The sequence below is a fragment of the Cytobacillus sp. FSL K6-0265 genome, assembly GCF_038003465.1.
GTDB lineage: Bacteria > Bacillota > Bacilli > Bacillales > Cytobacillaceae > Cytobacillus > Cytobacillus stercorigallinarum.
On the sequence record NZ_JBBOPE010000001.1, the window covers coordinates 2,949,560 to 2,966,396 of the forward strand.

Annotated in this window: 19 protein-coding genes and 1 other RNA gene; 1 reads left to right on the plus strand and 19 read right to left on the minus strand. The window is 37.6% G+C overall.

The genetic code is table 11. The features are described 5' to 3' along the window. Position 1: 1 nt before the first annotated feature. The 17 genes from MHH73_RS14870 to spoIIIAA form a co-directional block, all read right to left on the minus strand. Positions 2–835: a TlyA family RNA methyltransferase gene (locus tag MHH73_RS14870; protein WP_191810589.1), complete on the minus strand. Its 834-nt coding sequence runs from the start codon at positions 833–835 to the stop codon at positions 2–4. 7 nt (positions 836–842) lie between these two features. After that, positions 843–2,735: a 1-deoxy-D-xylulose-5-phosphate synthase gene (gene dxs / locus MHH73_RS14875; protein WP_341067815.1), complete on the minus strand. Its 1,893-nt coding sequence runs from the start codon at positions 2,733–2,735 to the stop codon at positions 843–845. A 118-nt stretch (positions 2,736–2,853) separates the two neighbouring features. Beyond that, entirely contained in the window at positions 2,854–3,744 is an 891-nt protein-coding gene (locus MHH73_RS14880; protein WP_341067817.1) for a polyprenyl synthetase family protein, read from the minus strand. Positions 3,745–3,749: 5 nt separating this feature from the next. Then, entirely contained in the window at positions 3,750–3,983 is a 234-nt protein-coding gene (locus tag MHH73_RS14885; protein ID WP_191810583.1) for an exodeoxyribonuclease VII small subunit, read from the minus strand. Further along, positions 3,976–5,331 (minus strand): exodeoxyribonuclease VII large subunit, encoded by a 1,356-nt coding sequence (xseA, locus tag MHH73_RS14890; RefSeq protein WP_191810581.1) that lies wholly within the window; start codon positions 5,329–5,331, stop codon positions 3,976–3,978. The genes MHH73_RS14885 and xseA overlap by 8 nt, the downstream gene beginning before the upstream one ends. A gap of 90 nt (positions 5,332–5,421) precedes the next feature. After that, the gene (gene nusB, locus MHH73_RS14895; RefSeq protein ID WP_341067822.1) at positions 5,422–5,820 is read right to left on the minus strand and encodes a transcription antitermination factor NusB; all 399 of its coding nucleotides are present in this window, start codon (positions 5,818–5,820) and stop codon (positions 5,422–5,424) included. A 306-nt stretch (positions 5,821–6,126) separates the two neighbouring features. Next, complete coding sequence (locus MHH73_RS14900) at positions 6,127–6,534, minus strand: Asp23/Gls24 family envelope stress response protein (RefSeq protein ID WP_191810577.1); 408 nt, start codon at positions 6,532–6,534, stop codon at positions 6,127–6,129. 17 nt (positions 6,535–6,551) lie between these two features. Continuing rightward, on the minus strand, positions 6,552–7,907 hold the full coding sequence (gene accC, locus MHH73_RS14905) for an acetyl-CoA carboxylase biotin carboxylase subunit (protein ID WP_191810575.1): 1,356 nt from the start codon (positions 7,905–7,907) through the stop codon (positions 6,552–6,554). A 15-nt stretch (positions 7,908–7,922) separates the two neighbouring features. Next, complete coding sequence (accB, locus tag MHH73_RS14910; RefSeq protein ID WP_191810573.1) at positions 7,923–8,429, minus strand: acetyl-CoA carboxylase biotin carboxyl carrier protein; 507 nt, start codon at positions 8,427–8,429, stop codon at positions 7,923–7,925. 387 nt (positions 8,430–8,816) lie between these two features. Further along, positions 8,817–9,338, minus strand: coding sequence for a SpoIIIAH-like family protein (locus MHH73_RS14915; RefSeq protein ID WP_341067827.1), 522 nt, complete (start codon positions 9,336–9,338; stop codon positions 8,817–8,819). Positions 9,339–9,358: 20 nt separating this feature from the next. Further along, positions 9,359–10,009: a stage III sporulation protein AG gene (spoIIIAG, locus tag MHH73_RS14920; RefSeq protein WP_191810570.1), complete on the minus strand. Its 651-nt coding sequence runs from the start codon at positions 10,007–10,009 to the stop codon at positions 9,359–9,361. Then, positions 10,002–10,640, minus strand: a complete 639-nt coding sequence (gene spoIIIAF / locus MHH73_RS14925) for a stage III sporulation protein AF (protein ID WP_191810569.1) — start codon at positions 10,638–10,640, stop codon at positions 10,002–10,004. The genes spoIIIAG and spoIIIAF overlap by 8 nt, the downstream gene beginning before the upstream one ends. Positions 10,641–10,652: 12 nt before the next feature. Then, positions 10,653–11,879, minus strand: coding sequence for a stage III sporulation protein AE (spoIIIAE, locus tag MHH73_RS14930; protein ID WP_191810568.1), 1,227 nt, complete (start codon positions 11,877–11,879; stop codon positions 10,653–10,655). A gap of 100 nt (positions 11,880–11,979) precedes the next feature. Further along, complete coding sequence (spoIIIAD, locus tag MHH73_RS14935) at positions 11,980–12,369, minus strand: stage III sporulation protein AD (protein WP_095372605.1); 390 nt, start codon at positions 12,367–12,369, stop codon at positions 11,980–11,982. 17 nt (positions 12,370–12,386) lie between these two features. Then, on the minus strand, positions 12,387–12,590 hold the full coding sequence (spoIIIAC, locus tag MHH73_RS14940) for a stage III sporulation protein AC (protein ID WP_095372604.1): 204 nt from the start codon (positions 12,588–12,590) through the stop codon (positions 12,387–12,389). A 37-nt stretch (positions 12,591–12,627) separates the two neighbouring features. Beyond that, positions 12,628–13,143, minus strand: coding sequence for a stage III sporulation protein SpoIIIAB (gene spoIIIAB, locus MHH73_RS14945; RefSeq protein ID WP_191810567.1), 516 nt, complete (start codon positions 13,141–13,143; stop codon positions 12,628–12,630). Further along, entirely contained in the window at positions 13,140–14,063 is a 924-nt protein-coding gene (gene spoIIIAA / locus MHH73_RS14950; protein ID WP_341067832.1) for a stage III sporulation protein AA, read from the minus strand. The genes spoIIIAB and spoIIIAA overlap by 4 nt, the downstream gene beginning before the upstream one ends. A gap of 158 nt (positions 14,064–14,221) precedes the next feature. Between spoIIIAA and MHH73_RS14955 the strand changes: the two genes are divergently transcribed. Further along, a complete protein-coding gene (locus MHH73_RS14955; protein ID WP_341067834.1) occupies positions 14,222–15,571 on the plus strand; it encodes an alkaline phosphatase in 1,350 nt (449 codons plus the stop codon). 450 nt (positions 15,572–16,021) lie between these two features. On the opposite strand, the gene ssrS is transcribed toward MHH73_RS14955, so the two are convergent. Together ssrS and efp are read right to left on the minus strand one after the other, a co-directional pair. Further along, positions 16,022–16,203: non-coding RNA, 6S RNA (ssrS, locus tag MHH73_RS14960), on the minus strand. A gap of 53 nt (positions 16,204–16,256) precedes the next feature. Further along, the gene (gene efp, locus MHH73_RS14965; RefSeq protein WP_191810564.1) at positions 16,257–16,814 is read right to left on the minus strand and encodes an elongation factor P; all 558 of its coding nucleotides are present in this window, start codon (positions 16,812–16,814) and stop codon (positions 16,257–16,259) included. Between the last annotated feature and the right edge of the window lie 23 nt (positions 16,815–16,837).

Genomic DNA, 16,837 nt, shown 5'->3' on the forward strand with positions numbered 1-16,837 from the left:
TTTATTCTGTCTGTTTAGCTTTTAACTGTTTGTGGGCTTCTTTTACTACTGATTGGATATCAATAGAATGCGTGGCATGCATTTCCTCTTGTTCATGTTGCCATTGCAAATGAGCGAGGAATTCAATATTACCATCTCCGCCTGTAATTGGAGAATATGATAAGCCTTTAATTTGGTATCCTTCTGTTTGAGCGAAGGTTAGAATTTTGGCAATTACTTGTTCATGTACTGATGAATCACGGACAATTCCCTTCTTTCCAACCTGTTCTCTTCCTGCTTCAAATTGAGGCTTGATTAATGCAATCACGTCACTACCTGGTACTAGTAATGTTCGCAAAACAGGAAGAATTAGTTGTAAGGAGATAAATGAGACATCAATGGAAGCTAAATTTGGCATTTCCCCGACTAAATCAGCAGGTGTAACATAGCGAAAATTAGTCCGCTCCATTACAACCACGCGTTCATCCTGTCTTAGCTTCCAGGCTAACTGATTATATCCAACATCTAGGGCATAAGACATTTTTGCACCATTTTGCAATGCACAATCTGTAAAGCCCCCAGTGGACGCCCCAATATCTAATAAAATTTTATCTTCAACTATTAAATCAAATACTTCTAATGCTTTTTCGAGCTTTAAGCCACCTCTACTGACATAAGGCATAGCTTTCCCTTTGATTTGTAATGGAATATCACTTTTTACCTTCTCTCCGGGTTTATCTAGCCTTATTTCATTACTATAGACGATGCCTGCCATTACCGCTCTTTTCGCTTTCTCTCTTGTTTCTGCCAAGCCCCGTTCTACAAGAAGAACGTCCACCCGTTCCTTTTTACTCATCTTCGCTTCATGCCCTTTTTTGTTTTTTTTCAGCTAATCTGCTCATGCGTTTTACAATTTCTTCAGATGTTAAATCAATCTCTTCTAATAGTTTATCCACACTACCATGTTCAATAAAATGATCTGGGATACCCATTCTATCCACTTTCGCATGATGGTATTGATGATCATGAGCAAATTCTAACACGGCACTACCAAATCCGCCTTGTAAAACCGCTTCTTCAACTGTCAAAATAGGCATGTTCATACTTAAAATATCATGTAACATTGTCTCATCTAATGGTTTAATAAAGCGGGCATTGACAACTTTTACTGAATAGCCTTTCGCTTCAAGAAGGGATGCCGCTTCCATAGCCATTGGAATGGTTGTACCAAATGTTAAAATAGCTGCGTCTTTACCTTCTTTTAACACTTCCCATGAGCCAATTGGAAGTGCCTCCATCTTTTCATCGATTTCAACACCAAGTCCATTCCCTCTTGGAAACCTCATTGCGATTGGACCATCATTGTATTGAATAGCAGTATATGTCATATGACGGCCTTCATTTTCATCTTTAGGCATCATCAGTACCATATTTGGTAAATGCCTTAAAAAGGCAATATCGAAAACACCTTGGTGCGTTTCTCCATCAGCACCTACTAAGCCAGCACGATCGATCCCAATAAAAACATTTAAGTTTTGTCTAGCAATATCGTGGACCATTTGATCATAAGCTCTTTGTAAAAATGTCGAATAAATAGCTAAAAATGGCTTCATTCCCTGAGTAGCAAGCCCTGCTGCTACTGTAGCCGCATGTTGCTCCGCTATACCAACATCAAACATCCTATCTGGGAATTCACTTGCAAAGCCTTCTAACTTAGAACCGACAGGCATTGCAGGCGTAATAGCAACAATTCGCTCATCTTCTCTTGCCAATTCTCTAACTGTTTCACTCACTAACTTACTCCATGCAGGTGCGGTATTAACAGGTTTCAGAAAGTCACCTGTTTCCGTTTTATAAGGGCCAGTTCCATGCCAAGTACCAACTGTATCACGTTCTGCAGGCTCATAGCCCTTTCCTTTTTTCGTAATCACATGTAAGAGAACAGGGCCTTCTGTTTTTTTGGCATAATTAATGTTCTCAAATAATTCTTCATAATTATGACCATCAATTGGGCCAAGATAAGTAAAACCGAGTTCCTCAAAAAACACGCCAGAAACAAGTAAATACTTCAAGCTATCTTTTAACCTTTCAGCTGTTGAAGCAATTTTACCACCGACAGCTGGAATCTTTTTCAGAAAAGCTTCCAATTCATCTTTTGCCCATTGGTATTTTCCCGCAGTTCTTAGACGACCTAAGACATTATGAAGTGCGCCAACATTAGGGGCAATTGACATTTCATTATCATTCAGAACGACAATCATGTTTTTCTGCTCGTGACCAATATGGTTGAGCGCTTCTAATGCCATTCCACCAGTCAGGGCACCGTCCCCTATTACTGGTATCACATGGCTATTTTCTTTTTTGATATCTCTTGCAATGACCATACCCATTGCACCTGATAAAGAGGTGGAGCTATGGCCGGTTTCCCATACATCATGAGGACTTTCGATCATTTTAGGAAACCCGCATAATCCTTTATACTTTCTTAGCGTATCGAATTGGCCAGCTCTACCAGTAAGGATTTTATGAACGTATGATTGATGTCCCACATCCCATAAAATTTTATCTGTTGGGCTATCAAATGATTTATGCAGAGCAATAGTCAATTCGACAACACCTAGATTAGGCCCAATATGACCACCAGTAACTGACAATTTTTCAATCAAAAAATGTCTAATGTCCGAGGCCAGATCCTCTAATTCCTCATTAGAGAGCTTTTTTAAAAAGCTTGGGTCTTTAATTGATAACAGATCCATAAGGCGGATCACTCACTTTCATTACTTATTCATAAATTAAGTCTATTTCTTCTCATTTCCTTTTCATGATTAGTACTAGATTACAGCAAAAATAAAAATAAGCCAAATGTTATCTCTTTTAATGGTTTCTTTCAGCTATCATATCTGTAATTTTTTCCAAGTAGTAAGTATTCAAACCTGTTTTTGCTAATTTTTCTTTAGCTAGCTGGGTGTGTTCATCAAGCGCTGCTTTTGCACCTTCCATTGTAAGTATGCTTGGATAAGTACTTTTCGCATTGGCTTCATCACTACCTACCGGCTTGCCAATTAACTCCTCAGAGCCTTCTAAATCCAGAATGTCATCTCTTATTTGAAAAGCTAAACCTAAATGAGTGGAAAACTCGATTAACAGCTGCTTCTCCTCATCTGTAGCACCAGATAAAATCGCACCAGCAATGACACCAAAACGCAGCAACTTTCCGGTTTTATGTACATGAATGTATTCTAGTTCAGGAAGCGTAAGTGTCTTCTGTTCACCTAACATATCAGCCACTTGGCCACCAACCATACCTTCTGCACCTGCTGATTTTGCAAACTCTTTTATTAAAGCTATCTTCGCTTCAGGATTAGCAAATGCTTCATCCGTTTCCGCAATTAATTGAAAGCTATAAGTTAAAAGGGCATCCCCTGCTAATATTGCATTAGCTTCCCCAAACACTTTATGGTTTGTTGGCTTTCCTCTTCTTAAATCATCATCGTCCATACTAGGGAGGTCATCGTGAATAAGGGAGTATGTGTGCACCATTTCAAGTGCGCATGCACTGTTAAGCCCTTTTAGCGTTTCTTGTCCATAAGCTGCTAAAGTAGCAAAAAGCAATAAAGGTCTGATGCGTTTGCCTCCAGCCGATAAAGAATATTGCATAGCTTCTTTTAGCACAGCTGGAGATTCTAAACTCTCAACAAGAGAGGCCATTTTCTCCTCCAGTAGTGTTTTATGATGTTGTGAAAAAGCTTGTAGTGACTCACTCATTCTCCCTACTCCTCCTCCTGAATAACAAACGGCTGTTTTTTTCCATCATCAGTAATTATTTCTGTTAATTGTTCTTCTACATTTTTTAGTTTATCGTGACAAAGCTTGGAAAGTTCCATCCCATTTTTATAAATAGAAATGGCCTCTTCTAGAGGGACATCCCCTTCCTCTAACTTTTCAACAATCTGCTCAAGTTGTTCCATTGCTTCTTCGAAAGTAGGTGTTTTCTCTTTAGCCATTACCTTTCACCTCGATTATATTCTTTACTTTAGCTAAAATCGTTCCATCTTTTACCTTTACTTTTACTTCATCATTTTGTTTGACTTGGTGAATTGATTTGATGAGTTCTTCCTTTTCCGAATACAATAAACTATACCCGCGGTCCATAATCTTTAACGGACTTAACGTCTCTAACTTAGATAGAAGATGTGAGAATTCCCTTTGCTTTCGTTCATTCACAACATTCATGGAACGGGATAACCGTTTATTGATTTCGATATATTGCTTTCTGCTTTCTATGGCTAATGAGTGTGGTGGTGTTCTAAGCAAGCGTTTTCGCTGCTGATCGACTAGTTCCTGCTTATGTTTTAATAAGCGGATCGTACTTTTAATTAATTGTTCTTTCGTGCGATCAACTTGTTCTAGTTTCTGCTCATACAGTTTTTGAGGATAACGAAAAGCATAAGATTTCTCTACTCTATGAAGACGTTCAAATTGCCTTGTTAACTTCTCCCTCGTGGCTCGAATCATCCGTGCTTGTTGGTTATGGATTCGTTCACTTAGGTCATCTATATGAGGAACTGAAAGCTCAGCAGCACCTGTAGGGGTGGGTGCCCGTAAATCTGCGACAAAGTCTGCGATGGTAAAATCCGTCTCGTGACCAACCGCCGATATAATTGGGATAGAAGAGGCAAATATCCCTCTAACCACTTCTTCTTCATTAAATGCCCATAACTCTTCAATTGAACCTCCACCTCTACCAACAATTAACACATCAACCTCTTTCCTTTCATTCGCTCGATTGATTTGTTGAGTGATGGAAGGTGCGGCACCTTTTCCTTGTACAAGTGCAGGGTAAATATAAATAGGGACAGAAGGATATCGGCGTTTCAATGTTGTAATCATATCCCTGATTGCTGCACCAGTTGGTGAAGTAATCAGCCCAATCGCTTTCGGGTACTTTGGAATCCGTTGCTTATATTTCTCAGAGAACAATCCTTCCTTTTCAAGCTTCTGTTTTAACTGTTCATAGGCTAGATAAAGGTCACCAATCCCATCAGGTGTCATTTCTTTCACATATATTTGATATTGTCCACTCGCTTCATATAATGACAAATCACCGGTAACCAGAACATTCATCCCATTCTCAGGGACAAACTTCATCGTCTGATTGTACCTTGAAAACATTACTGCAAGAATTCTTGATTTTTCATCTTTTAATGTGAAGTACATATGACCACTTGAATGGCGCTTAAAATTTGATATTTCACCTTTTACCATTACTTGTTGTAAATGGGGATCTCTATCAAATTTCCGCTTTATATATTTGGTTAATGCGTAAACTGTTAAATATCTCTTTTCTTCCATTCTTATCTCCTTCTTTATTACAACGAATTAATTGTAATAGGAAAGTTTAAGCAGAGGATTCAAATGATGAAATCGCTATAATATATACTCTTAATTCGTACGATGATTATCTTTGATTTTTGATAATACGCTATTGATAAACTTTGGAGATTGGTCGTCTCCATACATTTTTGCGATTTCAATGGCTTCATTAATCACAACATTAACCGGTATATCTTCCTCGCTAAAAGCAAATTCAAAAGTGCTAAGACGTAGTAAATTACGATCAACCGTTGCCAAACGATCCAGTTTCCAGTTCTCAAGATTGTTAGATATTAATTCATCAATCGCTGCTTTATGATGAAGAACACCACTTACGAGATGGTTTAAATAAGAATCTTCTGGTTGTTCATCTAACACATGATGAATGGCCTCATTCATTTCCGCTCCACTTAAATCGATTTGAAATAGCGCTTGCAATGCTTTTTCCCTTGCTGTTCTTCTTTTCATTTCTTATTTCTCCTTTATCATTCAAATCTATTATATAAATCTCCTCTTGGATTTCTTTATCGACGCATAAAAAAACACATAAGAAGATAATAGCATAACTGACTATGATTCGCACAGTGGTGTCAATAATTTTCCTCTATTTTTCCTTACAGTCTGATGAACTTTAGAAAATGCTCCCATTGTCATTGATAGGAATAGGCTTTTAAAAAAATAGTTGAAACAAATCTTGAAGCCACGGAGCAGATTAATCAACATAAAAAAAGACGACTAAAGACATCGATGTCTCTAGTCGCTTTTTTTGTCTTTTTATATTTCTTGTTCGTATTCATCTTCTTGTTTTTGGTTTTCAAACAGAATACCAACTACATGAATATTAATTTCTTTCGTTTCAAGCGCTGTCATATTGAATAGAGCTTGACGAATATTATCTTGAATACTTTGTGCAACGGTTGGAATAGATACGCCAAATTTCATTAAGCAGTAGACATCCACTTTTATGCCTTCTTCAGCTAATTCGACTTTTACACCTTTTCCATGGTTTTTCTTGCCTAATTTCTCAACGACACCTGATGCGAAGTTTCCACGCATTTGTGCCACACCTTCCACTTCAGATGCCGCAATCCCTGCAATTACTTCAATGACTTCAGGTGCAATTTCCACCTTACCTAACCCTGTTTCCTCTTGGTTCATTTCTAGAATATTTTGATCGCTCATTTTGAAACCTCCAATTATTATTCAGATTTCATAACGTCATTCAATTCCAGGAATTTCGTGTTAAACTCCCCTGCAACAAAATTCTCATTCTCAAGAAGTCTTAAGTGGAACGGGATCGTAGTATGAACACCTTCAATAACGAATTCACTCAATGCGCGTTTCATTCTAGCAATTGTTTCCTCCCTCGTGTCACCATAAGTAATCACTTTGGCAATCATTGAATCGTAATACGGAGGAATCGTATATCCAGGATATGCAGCAGAATCAACACGAACACCTAAACCACCTGGTGGAAGGTACATCGTAATTTTCCCTGCAGAAGGCATAAAGTTTTTCGCTGGGTTCTCTGCATTAATTCGGCATTCCATCGCCCATCCACTATAAGTAACATCCTGCTGGTTCATACCTAAACGTTCACCAGAAGCAACTTTAATTTGCTCCTTAATCAAGTCAACGCCTGTCACCATTTCTGTCACTGGATGTTCCACTTGAATACGTGTATTCATTTCCATGAAATAAAACTTGCGGTTATGATAATCATAAATAAATTCAATTGTACCTGCACCAGTATAATTTACAGCTTCTGCAGCTTTTACTGCAGCTTTCCCCATTTCTTCACGTGTTTCACCATCTAGAGCTGGAGAAGGCGTTTCTTCGAGTAGTTTTTGCAATCTTCTCTGAATGGAACAATCTCTCTCTCCAAGGTGAATCGTATTTCCATAATTATCTGCTAGTACTTGAATTTCTACATGTCTAAAATCTTCGATGTATTTTTCAATATATACACCTGCATTACCAAAAGCAGTTAATGCTTCCTGCTGTGTAATGTTAATGCCTTTTGTTAACTCTTCTTCATTACGTGCGACGCGAATTCCTTTACCGCCACCGCCAGCAGTTGCTTTTATAATAACAGGATAGTCTATTTTTTGCACCAATTCAAGCGCTTCACTAATGTCTTCAATTATTCCATTTGAACCAGGTACGATTGGAACACCAGCTTCCTTCATCGTTTCACGAGCAATATCTTTCGTACCCATCTTGGCAATTGCTTCTGGAGTTGGACCAATAAATGTAATATGACACTCGCGACATAATTCTGCAAAGTCACTGTTTTCAGCTAGAAAACCGTAACCTGGATGGATGGCATCGCAATCTGTTAACTTTGCCACACTTATAATACTAGTGAAATTTAGGTAACTATCCTTCGAAGAAACTGGACCGATACAATAAGCTTCATCAGCAAGCTGAACATGTAAAGCTTCTTTATCACCTTCTGAATAAACAGCCACACTTTCAATACCCATTTCGCGACATGCACGAATAATACGTACAGCGATTTCTCCTCTATTAGCGATTAATACTTTTTTAATCATCGACAAAAGCCCCCCTTACTCAGGCTTCACTAAAAATAATGGTTGCCCGTATTCAACTAATTGACCATCTTTAACTAAAATCTCCACAATTTCTCCATCTACTTCTGCTTCGATTTCATTGAATAATTTCATTGCTTCAACAATACACAGAATGGAATCTTTGGTGATTTTAGAACCAACTTTTACATATGCATCTGCATCTGGTGAGGATGACTGATAAAAAGTCCCAACCATAGGAGAAACTACTTGATGCAGATTTGAAGTATCTTTATCTTCATTCTTTTCATTTACTTGTTCTACTTTTTGAACTTCCGTTTGGACTGCTGCTATTTTCTGAGGTTGTTCAGGAGGCGTTACTACAGCCTGTGCCTGTGGCTGAACTACTGGTACTGCTGCAGGTTGAATAGCAGTGATATTTTTCTTCATTTCTACTTTTGTACCTTCATGTTCATAAACAAATTCTTCAATAGTAGACTGATCAACTAATTTAATCAATTCACGAATTTCTTGGACTTTTAGCATTCTTACACCCCTGTTCTTCATTTACGCTTCAACTTTAATTGATGAATTACTAGTTATGTAAAACAATTATGACTAGCTACTATAATCATACGCTATGACCTAATGAAAGTTCAACACTAACTTTAATAGTAAATATTATCCAAATAATAAGTATTCCTCTAAAACACTACATATATTACTTTCTTTCCTTCTGAAATACTTAGGAATACGAAAGAAAATATAAGTTTCTATCTCTTACTAACCTCGGATTATTTAACTATGTAAAATATCTCATAAGTCATGGGCGTACAAGAATATGCTATTATCGAATTATTATAACTATTTTATCATTTCCCTATAAATAAATGCAAAAAAACTGAGCGATTGTATGAATCGCTCAGTTTTAGACTATTTACTTACTTGAAATTCTACTGCTACCATAGCTTGTGTACCTAATTCATTCATTACTTCTCTAATAATCTTGTTTGCTTCAGTTTTTGATTGCTCTTCAGCCTTTACAACCACTTTCACATTGGCACCATCAGCTTTTACAAGAACATCTTCGTAGTTCATTGATTTTATCAAATTCTCTAACATTTCTTCCTTTGCAGCTAATTCATTAAGTGAATCAAGTTGATCCTTCGCTTCACTTCTTTCCTCTGCAGGTAATTCTGTCGAAGCTGCCACTTCTGTTAATCTTTCTTTTTCCATACTTCTTTCGTTCATTTGATCAAGTCTCTCTTGAGCAAATTCTTCATCAGATGCTACATCTGAAACAACTGCACCACCTGTTTCTGTATTTTCACTTTCTTCTTGGTCATTTCCCGCAAGATTCATTTGTCCGTCTGGAGAAGTTAAGTAATAAATGGAAAGAACAACGACTAAACTCAACATAGTTAATAACCAAACTGTTTGCTTTTTTAATAACATCGATAAATCCCCCTTAATCCTTATTTTTTCTTCGGTAAAACAGAAACTTTATGTGCAGGTACATCTAGTACACGTGAGACAGCTTCCACAATCCATGTTTTCACTTGAATATTATCAGCACCTTTTGCTACTATGAGAACGCCTCTTATATCAGGCTTTTTTGTTTCTATGACAATTGGGACTTCTTTCTCTCCTTCACGGATGATGACAACCTGTTCTTCTTTCGATTGATCTTCCACCACCCTTTTGCCACCTTCTCTATCCGTCTCATCTGTCACTTGTCCTTGATTCGTTGTATTTTTTTCTAATATTTTTTTCTCTGTGGAATCAACATTTACGACAACAGAGACATCATCGACTCCAACTATTGTGTCAAGCGCTTCTTTAATCTGTGCTTCATATGCCTTTTCATAATCAGCAATCGAATTGGCAGACTGTGGTTTAGATTGCCCAAAGACTTCTTGCTCTTTCTCAGCTTGCTCATTCTCGGAGTTAAAGACAGAGACTTCATCAGACGGCTCATTATTAAAAAATATATTACTGATTAGCATAATCGCTGCACCAAATAGGAGAACAATCATCAAGTATTGAACTTTACCAGGTTTTTTTTCTCCATCTTTTTCTTTTGTTAGCCACTCTTTCAGCAATGTAATTGGCCCTTTTTTACCCATCGTTTTTCGCCATCCCCCCTTCTTCTAAAAATACTTCCATCACTTTTTCATCGATTTCCCAATTAGTAGACAGAAGAGAAGTAATATCACCTGGGACAGTAGTTGTTGCTTCTGATTCAATCGGTTTTCCTGTGTCTACTTCTACATTTTGGACAACTTCAATCGCTTCTTGTTCCCCTTCTTCTACTGGTTGTACTTGCACATAGACTTTTTGAAGGTTTTCAGGGAACTCAAGCTCGGACCTATCGTCTTCAATCATTTCTATCTTTGTAATTTCTAAACCGTACTTTTCTACCAACTCCTCATTCGCCGATGCTTTCATGGCTTTTTCTACGTTTTCTAAAGCATATGCACGAGAGGAGGCTTGTATTTCTTTTTTTTGCATTTCTATTGAATTTTCTATTTCTTCTTTTGAAGAAGTAGACTCAATGGATGGTAGCGACATAATTGTTTGTTCAAAATCACTAGAAACAAATTTAAAAATAGGCGTTAAAATAATCGCTATTAATAATAAGCCCGTAACCATTTTTGTGTATTTCTGTAGCTTTGAACTCGGAAGAATCATATCAATAACAGTTGCTAGCAAAATAAATATGATAATTGTTGTGATCCATTCTTTTAAAAATTCCATTAGCAACCCTCCCTATCTCACCATCATCGTGAGATTTCCAGCTACGATCACGACAGTAATACTAAGAAAAAACATAAGAGACACAATGGCTAATGCTGCAAATACATACATCACACTTTTACTGATTATGTCTAAACATTTAATAATCGGCCCTCCGCCTAATGGTTGAAGAACAGCTGCTGCAAATTTATATATAAACGCAATCATTAAGATTTTGATTGCAGGAAAAGCAACTATAATCATCAAAATGGCGACACCCGCAATACCGACAGTATTTTTCAATAATACAGATGCCGTCACTACCGTATCCGTGGCGTCTGTGAACATTCGACCGATTACAGGGATAAAATTACTTGTTACATACTTTGCCGTTTTTAGTGTGACACCGTCTGTAATGGCTGTCGAAACCCCTTGGATTGATATCACAGCCAAAAACACAGTAAGGAAAATACCTAGTAAGCCCACACTCCAATTTCTCAAGAGATTACCCAATTGCGTGACCTTATATTGATCTGACAAAGTACTGACGATATGGAGTAACGTGGCTAAAAAAAGCAAAGGAAACACAACATATTGAATTAACACACCACTCGTATTCATTAAGAAGAGAATAACTGGATGAAAGAAGGCTGCTGAAATGAGTCCACCCGACGAGGCAATTAATGCTAGCAGCAAAGGAATGAGCGCTAAAATGAATGAAGTCATCTTATGGACAGTATCACTTGCATACTCCATCGCGATATGGAAACTATTCAGCGCTAAAATAACCAATACCATCAAAACGATCGCATAAGCGACTTTACTTACGGTTCCTGATTCGAAAGCATTTTGCAATGATTGCAGAAACATGCTAAATACTACTAGTAAAATTAAGGTTCCTAACAGTTTTCCATTGACAACAAATTCATGAAAAACGAATTTAAGTATGCCTAATGCCCATTGATCAAATGAAAACTCTTTTTCACCTTTTATGAAATCATAGATGCTACCCTTTTGACTTTCCGGTAAAAACCCACCATATTCATTGGTGATATCTTCCCAGAATCCTTTTAATTCATCCAAGTGGAGCGTATCTATTTGCGATTCTACAATATCTTCCGGATTAAAAACTTCTTGAGCCTCTTCGGTTCGGTTCTCATCTGCCTTATCTGTCTCTTCATCAGAGGCATGTACAATGTGGCTTGTCATGAAAATAAACAACATACTAAACAGCAATGTTTTCAATATATAGTGCTTCATCTTTACACCTCTTTATTTAGGGAAGGTGCTACTCTCTTATGATGTTGTCATTTTCTATTCACACCGCATGGGTGGCTCCTTATTTTTCTCTTTACACTTATTAACTTGGGATCATCTGAATAATTGTTTCAATCAGTACCGTTAATATCGGGATAGCCATTGCTAAAATAAAAATTTTCCCTGCCATCTCAATCTTTGCCGCAATCGCACCTTGACCAGCATCTTTCGTAATTTGCGAGGCAAATTCTGCAATATAGGCAATACCCACTATTTTCAATATGGTCTCTAGGTACACCATATTAATATTGGCATTAACAGCAATGCGCTCGATCATATGAATAATCATATAAATCTGATCGACAAGATATAGAAAAATCGTACAACCAACAAAAACCACTAAAAGAAAAGCAAAGTTAGGTTTTTGTTCTTTAATAATCAGTGCCAAGAATGTAGCTATTAAAGCAATTCCTACTATTTTAAGAATATCAATGGCATACCTCTCCCTTCTTATTGAAATAAGAATACTGATTTGATTTTTTGAAAGAGGTTATCTACCACTGATGCAACGAGAAATAAAATATAAATAAATCCAAACAAAGTGACCCATTGGGCATATTCTTTCTTTCCAACTTGGTCAAGAATTGTGTGTAAAAAAGCGACGACAATCCCAACACCGGCAATTTTAAAAATAATCTCGACATCTAATCCCATTATTTTCTCCTCCTACACTCAAACATGAGAAATTTCTCTACATTAATAAAATAATTAGCAGAAGTCCTGATAAAAACCCAAGGCTTTTCGCCATTCTTTCGTATTTTGCCTGTTTCTCATGCGCATCTACTTCTTCACGTTCAAGATGGGCTAATGTCAGCAAAATTTGCTTTTGTTGGGAGATGCGATCATGTCGCCCTAATGTCTCTCCAAATTGTTTCATGATTTCAAATTCACTGTTTTTCAAAGCGGTTTTTTTCCAAATGTGATTCAAGCTATTCTCCCAGGCTCTCATCACTGTCGTTTCAGTTTCTGTTAGCCGAGCAGCAAAATCAGCAAAGAATAACGAAATTGGATGACTTAACTGAGAAGCGAGCCGTCGTGATGCTTCATGTAATGGTGTGTGGCCATACATAATTTCCGCTTCCAATGATTGCAAGGCACTCTTTAGCTGTCTTAGTTGACGCGGTCTTTCACTTAATCGTTTCGATATCTCAAACCCTACGAGAGTAGTAGCCACGATGATGAGTATTGCTCCCAATATTTTAATCATGGTCCAAATACCTCTTGCCTTCCATGTATCCGGATACCCTTACCGTCTTTGACAGCTTGTATATTTCCCGGTCCAGCGCGCCTATTCAGTTCAACAAAACGTTCAAATATATTTAATTGAAGTAAAGGTGCCATTAACGGACGCTTTTTTATATCTTCATACGAAAATCCGTGAGTAGTAGTAATTAACTTTATACCGGCATTAACTGCTTCTAGTACCGCTTCTACATCTGCCTTGCTTCCCAATTCATCGACAACAAGGACATCTGGGCTCATCGAGCGAATCATCATCATCATACCTTCAGCTTTTGGGCAAGCATCTAAAACATCCACACGCGGCCCAAACCTCATTTGTGGTATACCATGAATACTACCAGCTATTTCAGACCTTTCATCGACAATGCCTACTTTTTTAGCAGTTGTGTATTTATTTTCACTAGAGACCATTCTCGCTAAATCCCTAAGCAAAGTGGTCTTTCCAGTTTGTGGAGGACCAATAATAACTGTATGCATCCAACCATTCTGATAAATATGGTGAGCAACAGTTTCTGCAATCCCTATTTTTTCTTTGGCAATACGAATGTTAAAAGAAGCGACATCTCTAATCACTTTTACTTGTCCACCTTCTAAAATAACTTTACCTGCCAGTCCAACACGGTGTCCGCCCTCTATCGTGATATAGCCTCTGCGCAACTCTTCCTCTAAAGTATAGATAGAGAAGTGACCCATCTTATCTAATAAATGAATCGCATCCTCTTCCGTTGCTTGATAAGGTAACAATACATAGTTTCCATGTGTAACAACTTCAATCGGACGATGAGTCCTAATTCTTATCTCCTCTATTTCTGCTAACTGACGAGTTGGTAATTGCCGTAACTGTTGTGTGATTGAACTTGGTAAAAATGCTAGAATTGTTTCCACCTCGAAAGTCCTCCTTTTCCTTTGTCTCCATAGGACTTGCTCTTTTCTATTCTCAATGTATGCAAGATGAATCTAACGTATGACCATATAGCAAATAATTAATATTAAAAGAGAGACAATAATTTACAAGACAATCTATTAAAGAGGATGTGAATGGTGTGAAAAAATTAAAATTCTTATCTACACTGTGTTTTTCTTTATTTCTACTAATAAATACTTCGTCTGTTACGGCAGAGGGCAACAAGCCTACTAACATGATCTATATGATTGGAGATGGAATGGGGGTGGGCCAATTAGAGATAGCGCGTGAATTAGAGAAAGGCAAAGAGGGTCAATTGTTTCTGACTTCACTCCCCTTTAGTGCGCTTGTTCAAACCTATTCTGCGAATCGGGTCGTAACTGATTCTGCTGCAGCTGGTACCGCCCTCGCAACAGGGAACAAAACAAATAATGAAATGATCGGAGTCACACCTGATGGCAAGGAGGTCAAAAGCATCCTCGATTTATTTAAGGAGCAAGAGAAAAAGACTGGTATCATCTCAACCAATGCCATCACAGATGCCACACCTGCCGCTTTCACAGCAAGTGTTCTTAATCGCTGGGCAGACCAGGCAGATATTGCACAGCAACAACTCACACTTTCTCCTGATGTCATGTTAGGCGGTGGAGACGTTTTTTATGGTCCAGCATTGTTAGAAAAAGCAAAGGAGTTAGGTTATACGATTGTTCGAAATAGACATGATTTATTAAGCAATCAGGAGGGTGATAAATTGCTAGGCCTTTTTGCTCCGTATCATCTATCATTTAAAATAGACCGCAAATATACAGATGGCAACGAACCCAGCTTAAGCGAAATGACAAAAACAGCACTACAAAGGCTTGATAATGCAAATGGTTTCTTTTTAATGGTTGAAGGCGCAAGAATTGACCACGCAGCCCATTCAGCTGATATAGCAAGTGTTTGGAGAGAAACAGTAGAATTTGATGAGGCTGTGAAAACGGCTGTCGAATGGGCGCAAAACCGTTCAGATACATTGATTGTTGTTGTTGCAGACCATGAAACAATGGGCATTTCTGCGACCGAACCGCTAAAGAGAAAAATGATAAAAAAAATGCAAGCTTCACCAGAATATGTACTTTCACAAACAAAAAAGGGAGAGGACGGGAATTTCATTACCTCTCACTTAGTAGACAATTTATTTAAATATACAGGGATTGTTTTAACAGCGGAAGAAGGCGAACAGCTCAATGTGAGATTAATGAACGCTCGGGGGAAAGTATACAAAAAAAATAAAGCCGCCTGGGAACTCGGTAGCTTTATCTCAGAAAGATATAATACAGGGATCGTTAATCAGCATATCCGTGGCATGAGCAGTGCGGGTGGACATACAGCCAATCCAGTTCCATTATTTGCATACGGTGCAGGTGCCGAACATTTTCATGGTATGTTGGATAATACGGATATTCCGAAGAAAATGGCAGAATTAATGGATTATCATTGGAATTAATGATGGAAAGTAAATCGAGGTTGGGACATAAGTATGCTAGCTAATGATTCAACCGAATGATTAGTATTTTTATCATCTAATCATTCGGCTTTTGTGTAATTTGAACCCTTATATGAAAAGAATAGTGAAATGGAGCGGAAGACACTCAACTCCTGCGGGAAATAGAGGGAAAGCTGAGACCAGGCAATGCCTTAGGAGGCTCAACCCCTCTCCGCGGATAGCGAGTGACTGTAGCGCAATGAATCGGACCTTTTTTCCAAATGATGTTTTAAGATCAATTTGTTATTGTTCTTTTTTGAGGTTAGCTCATTTAGTTATGTCCCAGCCTCTTTGTCTTGGTGAAAAAGCTGTTTTGTTTTTTGTATAAAAAACGTGAGTTTAAACATTCGTACATCAAAACAACGTAAAAAAGACATCTGAGAATCATCTCAAATGTCTTTAATAGTAAATCAAGTAGCCGCTGTTGCCGCCGATTTATATGGAGTTTCATACCTGCTCCACCAGGTGGGTGCTTGCAATAATTTTCCTAACGTCCTAAACAATGTAGGCATGTTATTTCAATTATGATCTTAAGCTCCCTAAATTAACGTAAAGGTTGAAACTTCATATACAAACGAACAACGCAGCAAGTTGATTATTATATTACTATAAGATCAAGAAAATAACAAGTCATCACACTTGATAATTAAGCACGAGATACATAAGAAGCATCTGTTGTGTTAACAATCAGCTTATCGCCTTGGTTCACAAAGAATGGTACTTGCACACTTAAGCCTGTTTCTAAAATAGCTGGTTTTGTACCACCAGATGCCGTATCACCCTTGATGCCAGGTTCTGTTTCAGTTACTTCAAGTACGACCGTATTTGGCAATTCAACACCTAATGTTTCACTTTGATATAAAATAATGGAAACTTCCATATTTTCTTTTAAGAACTTTAATTCATATTCAATTGCATCAGCACTTAATTCAATTTGATCATAAGATTCTGTATCCATAAAGACGTGTTGATCGCCATTAGCATATAAATATTGCATTTTACGATTATCAATTTGTGCTTTAGCTACTTTTTCACCCGCACGGAATGTTTTTTCTTGAATAGCTCCTGTACGGAGATTACGTAGTTTTGAACGAACGAATGCCGCACCTTTACCTGGTTTCACATGTTGGAAATCCATTACGCGCCAAATCCCATTATCTACTTCAATGGTTAAACCTGTTTTAAAATCATTTACTGAAATCATGCAAAAAGTTCCTCCTACTATTC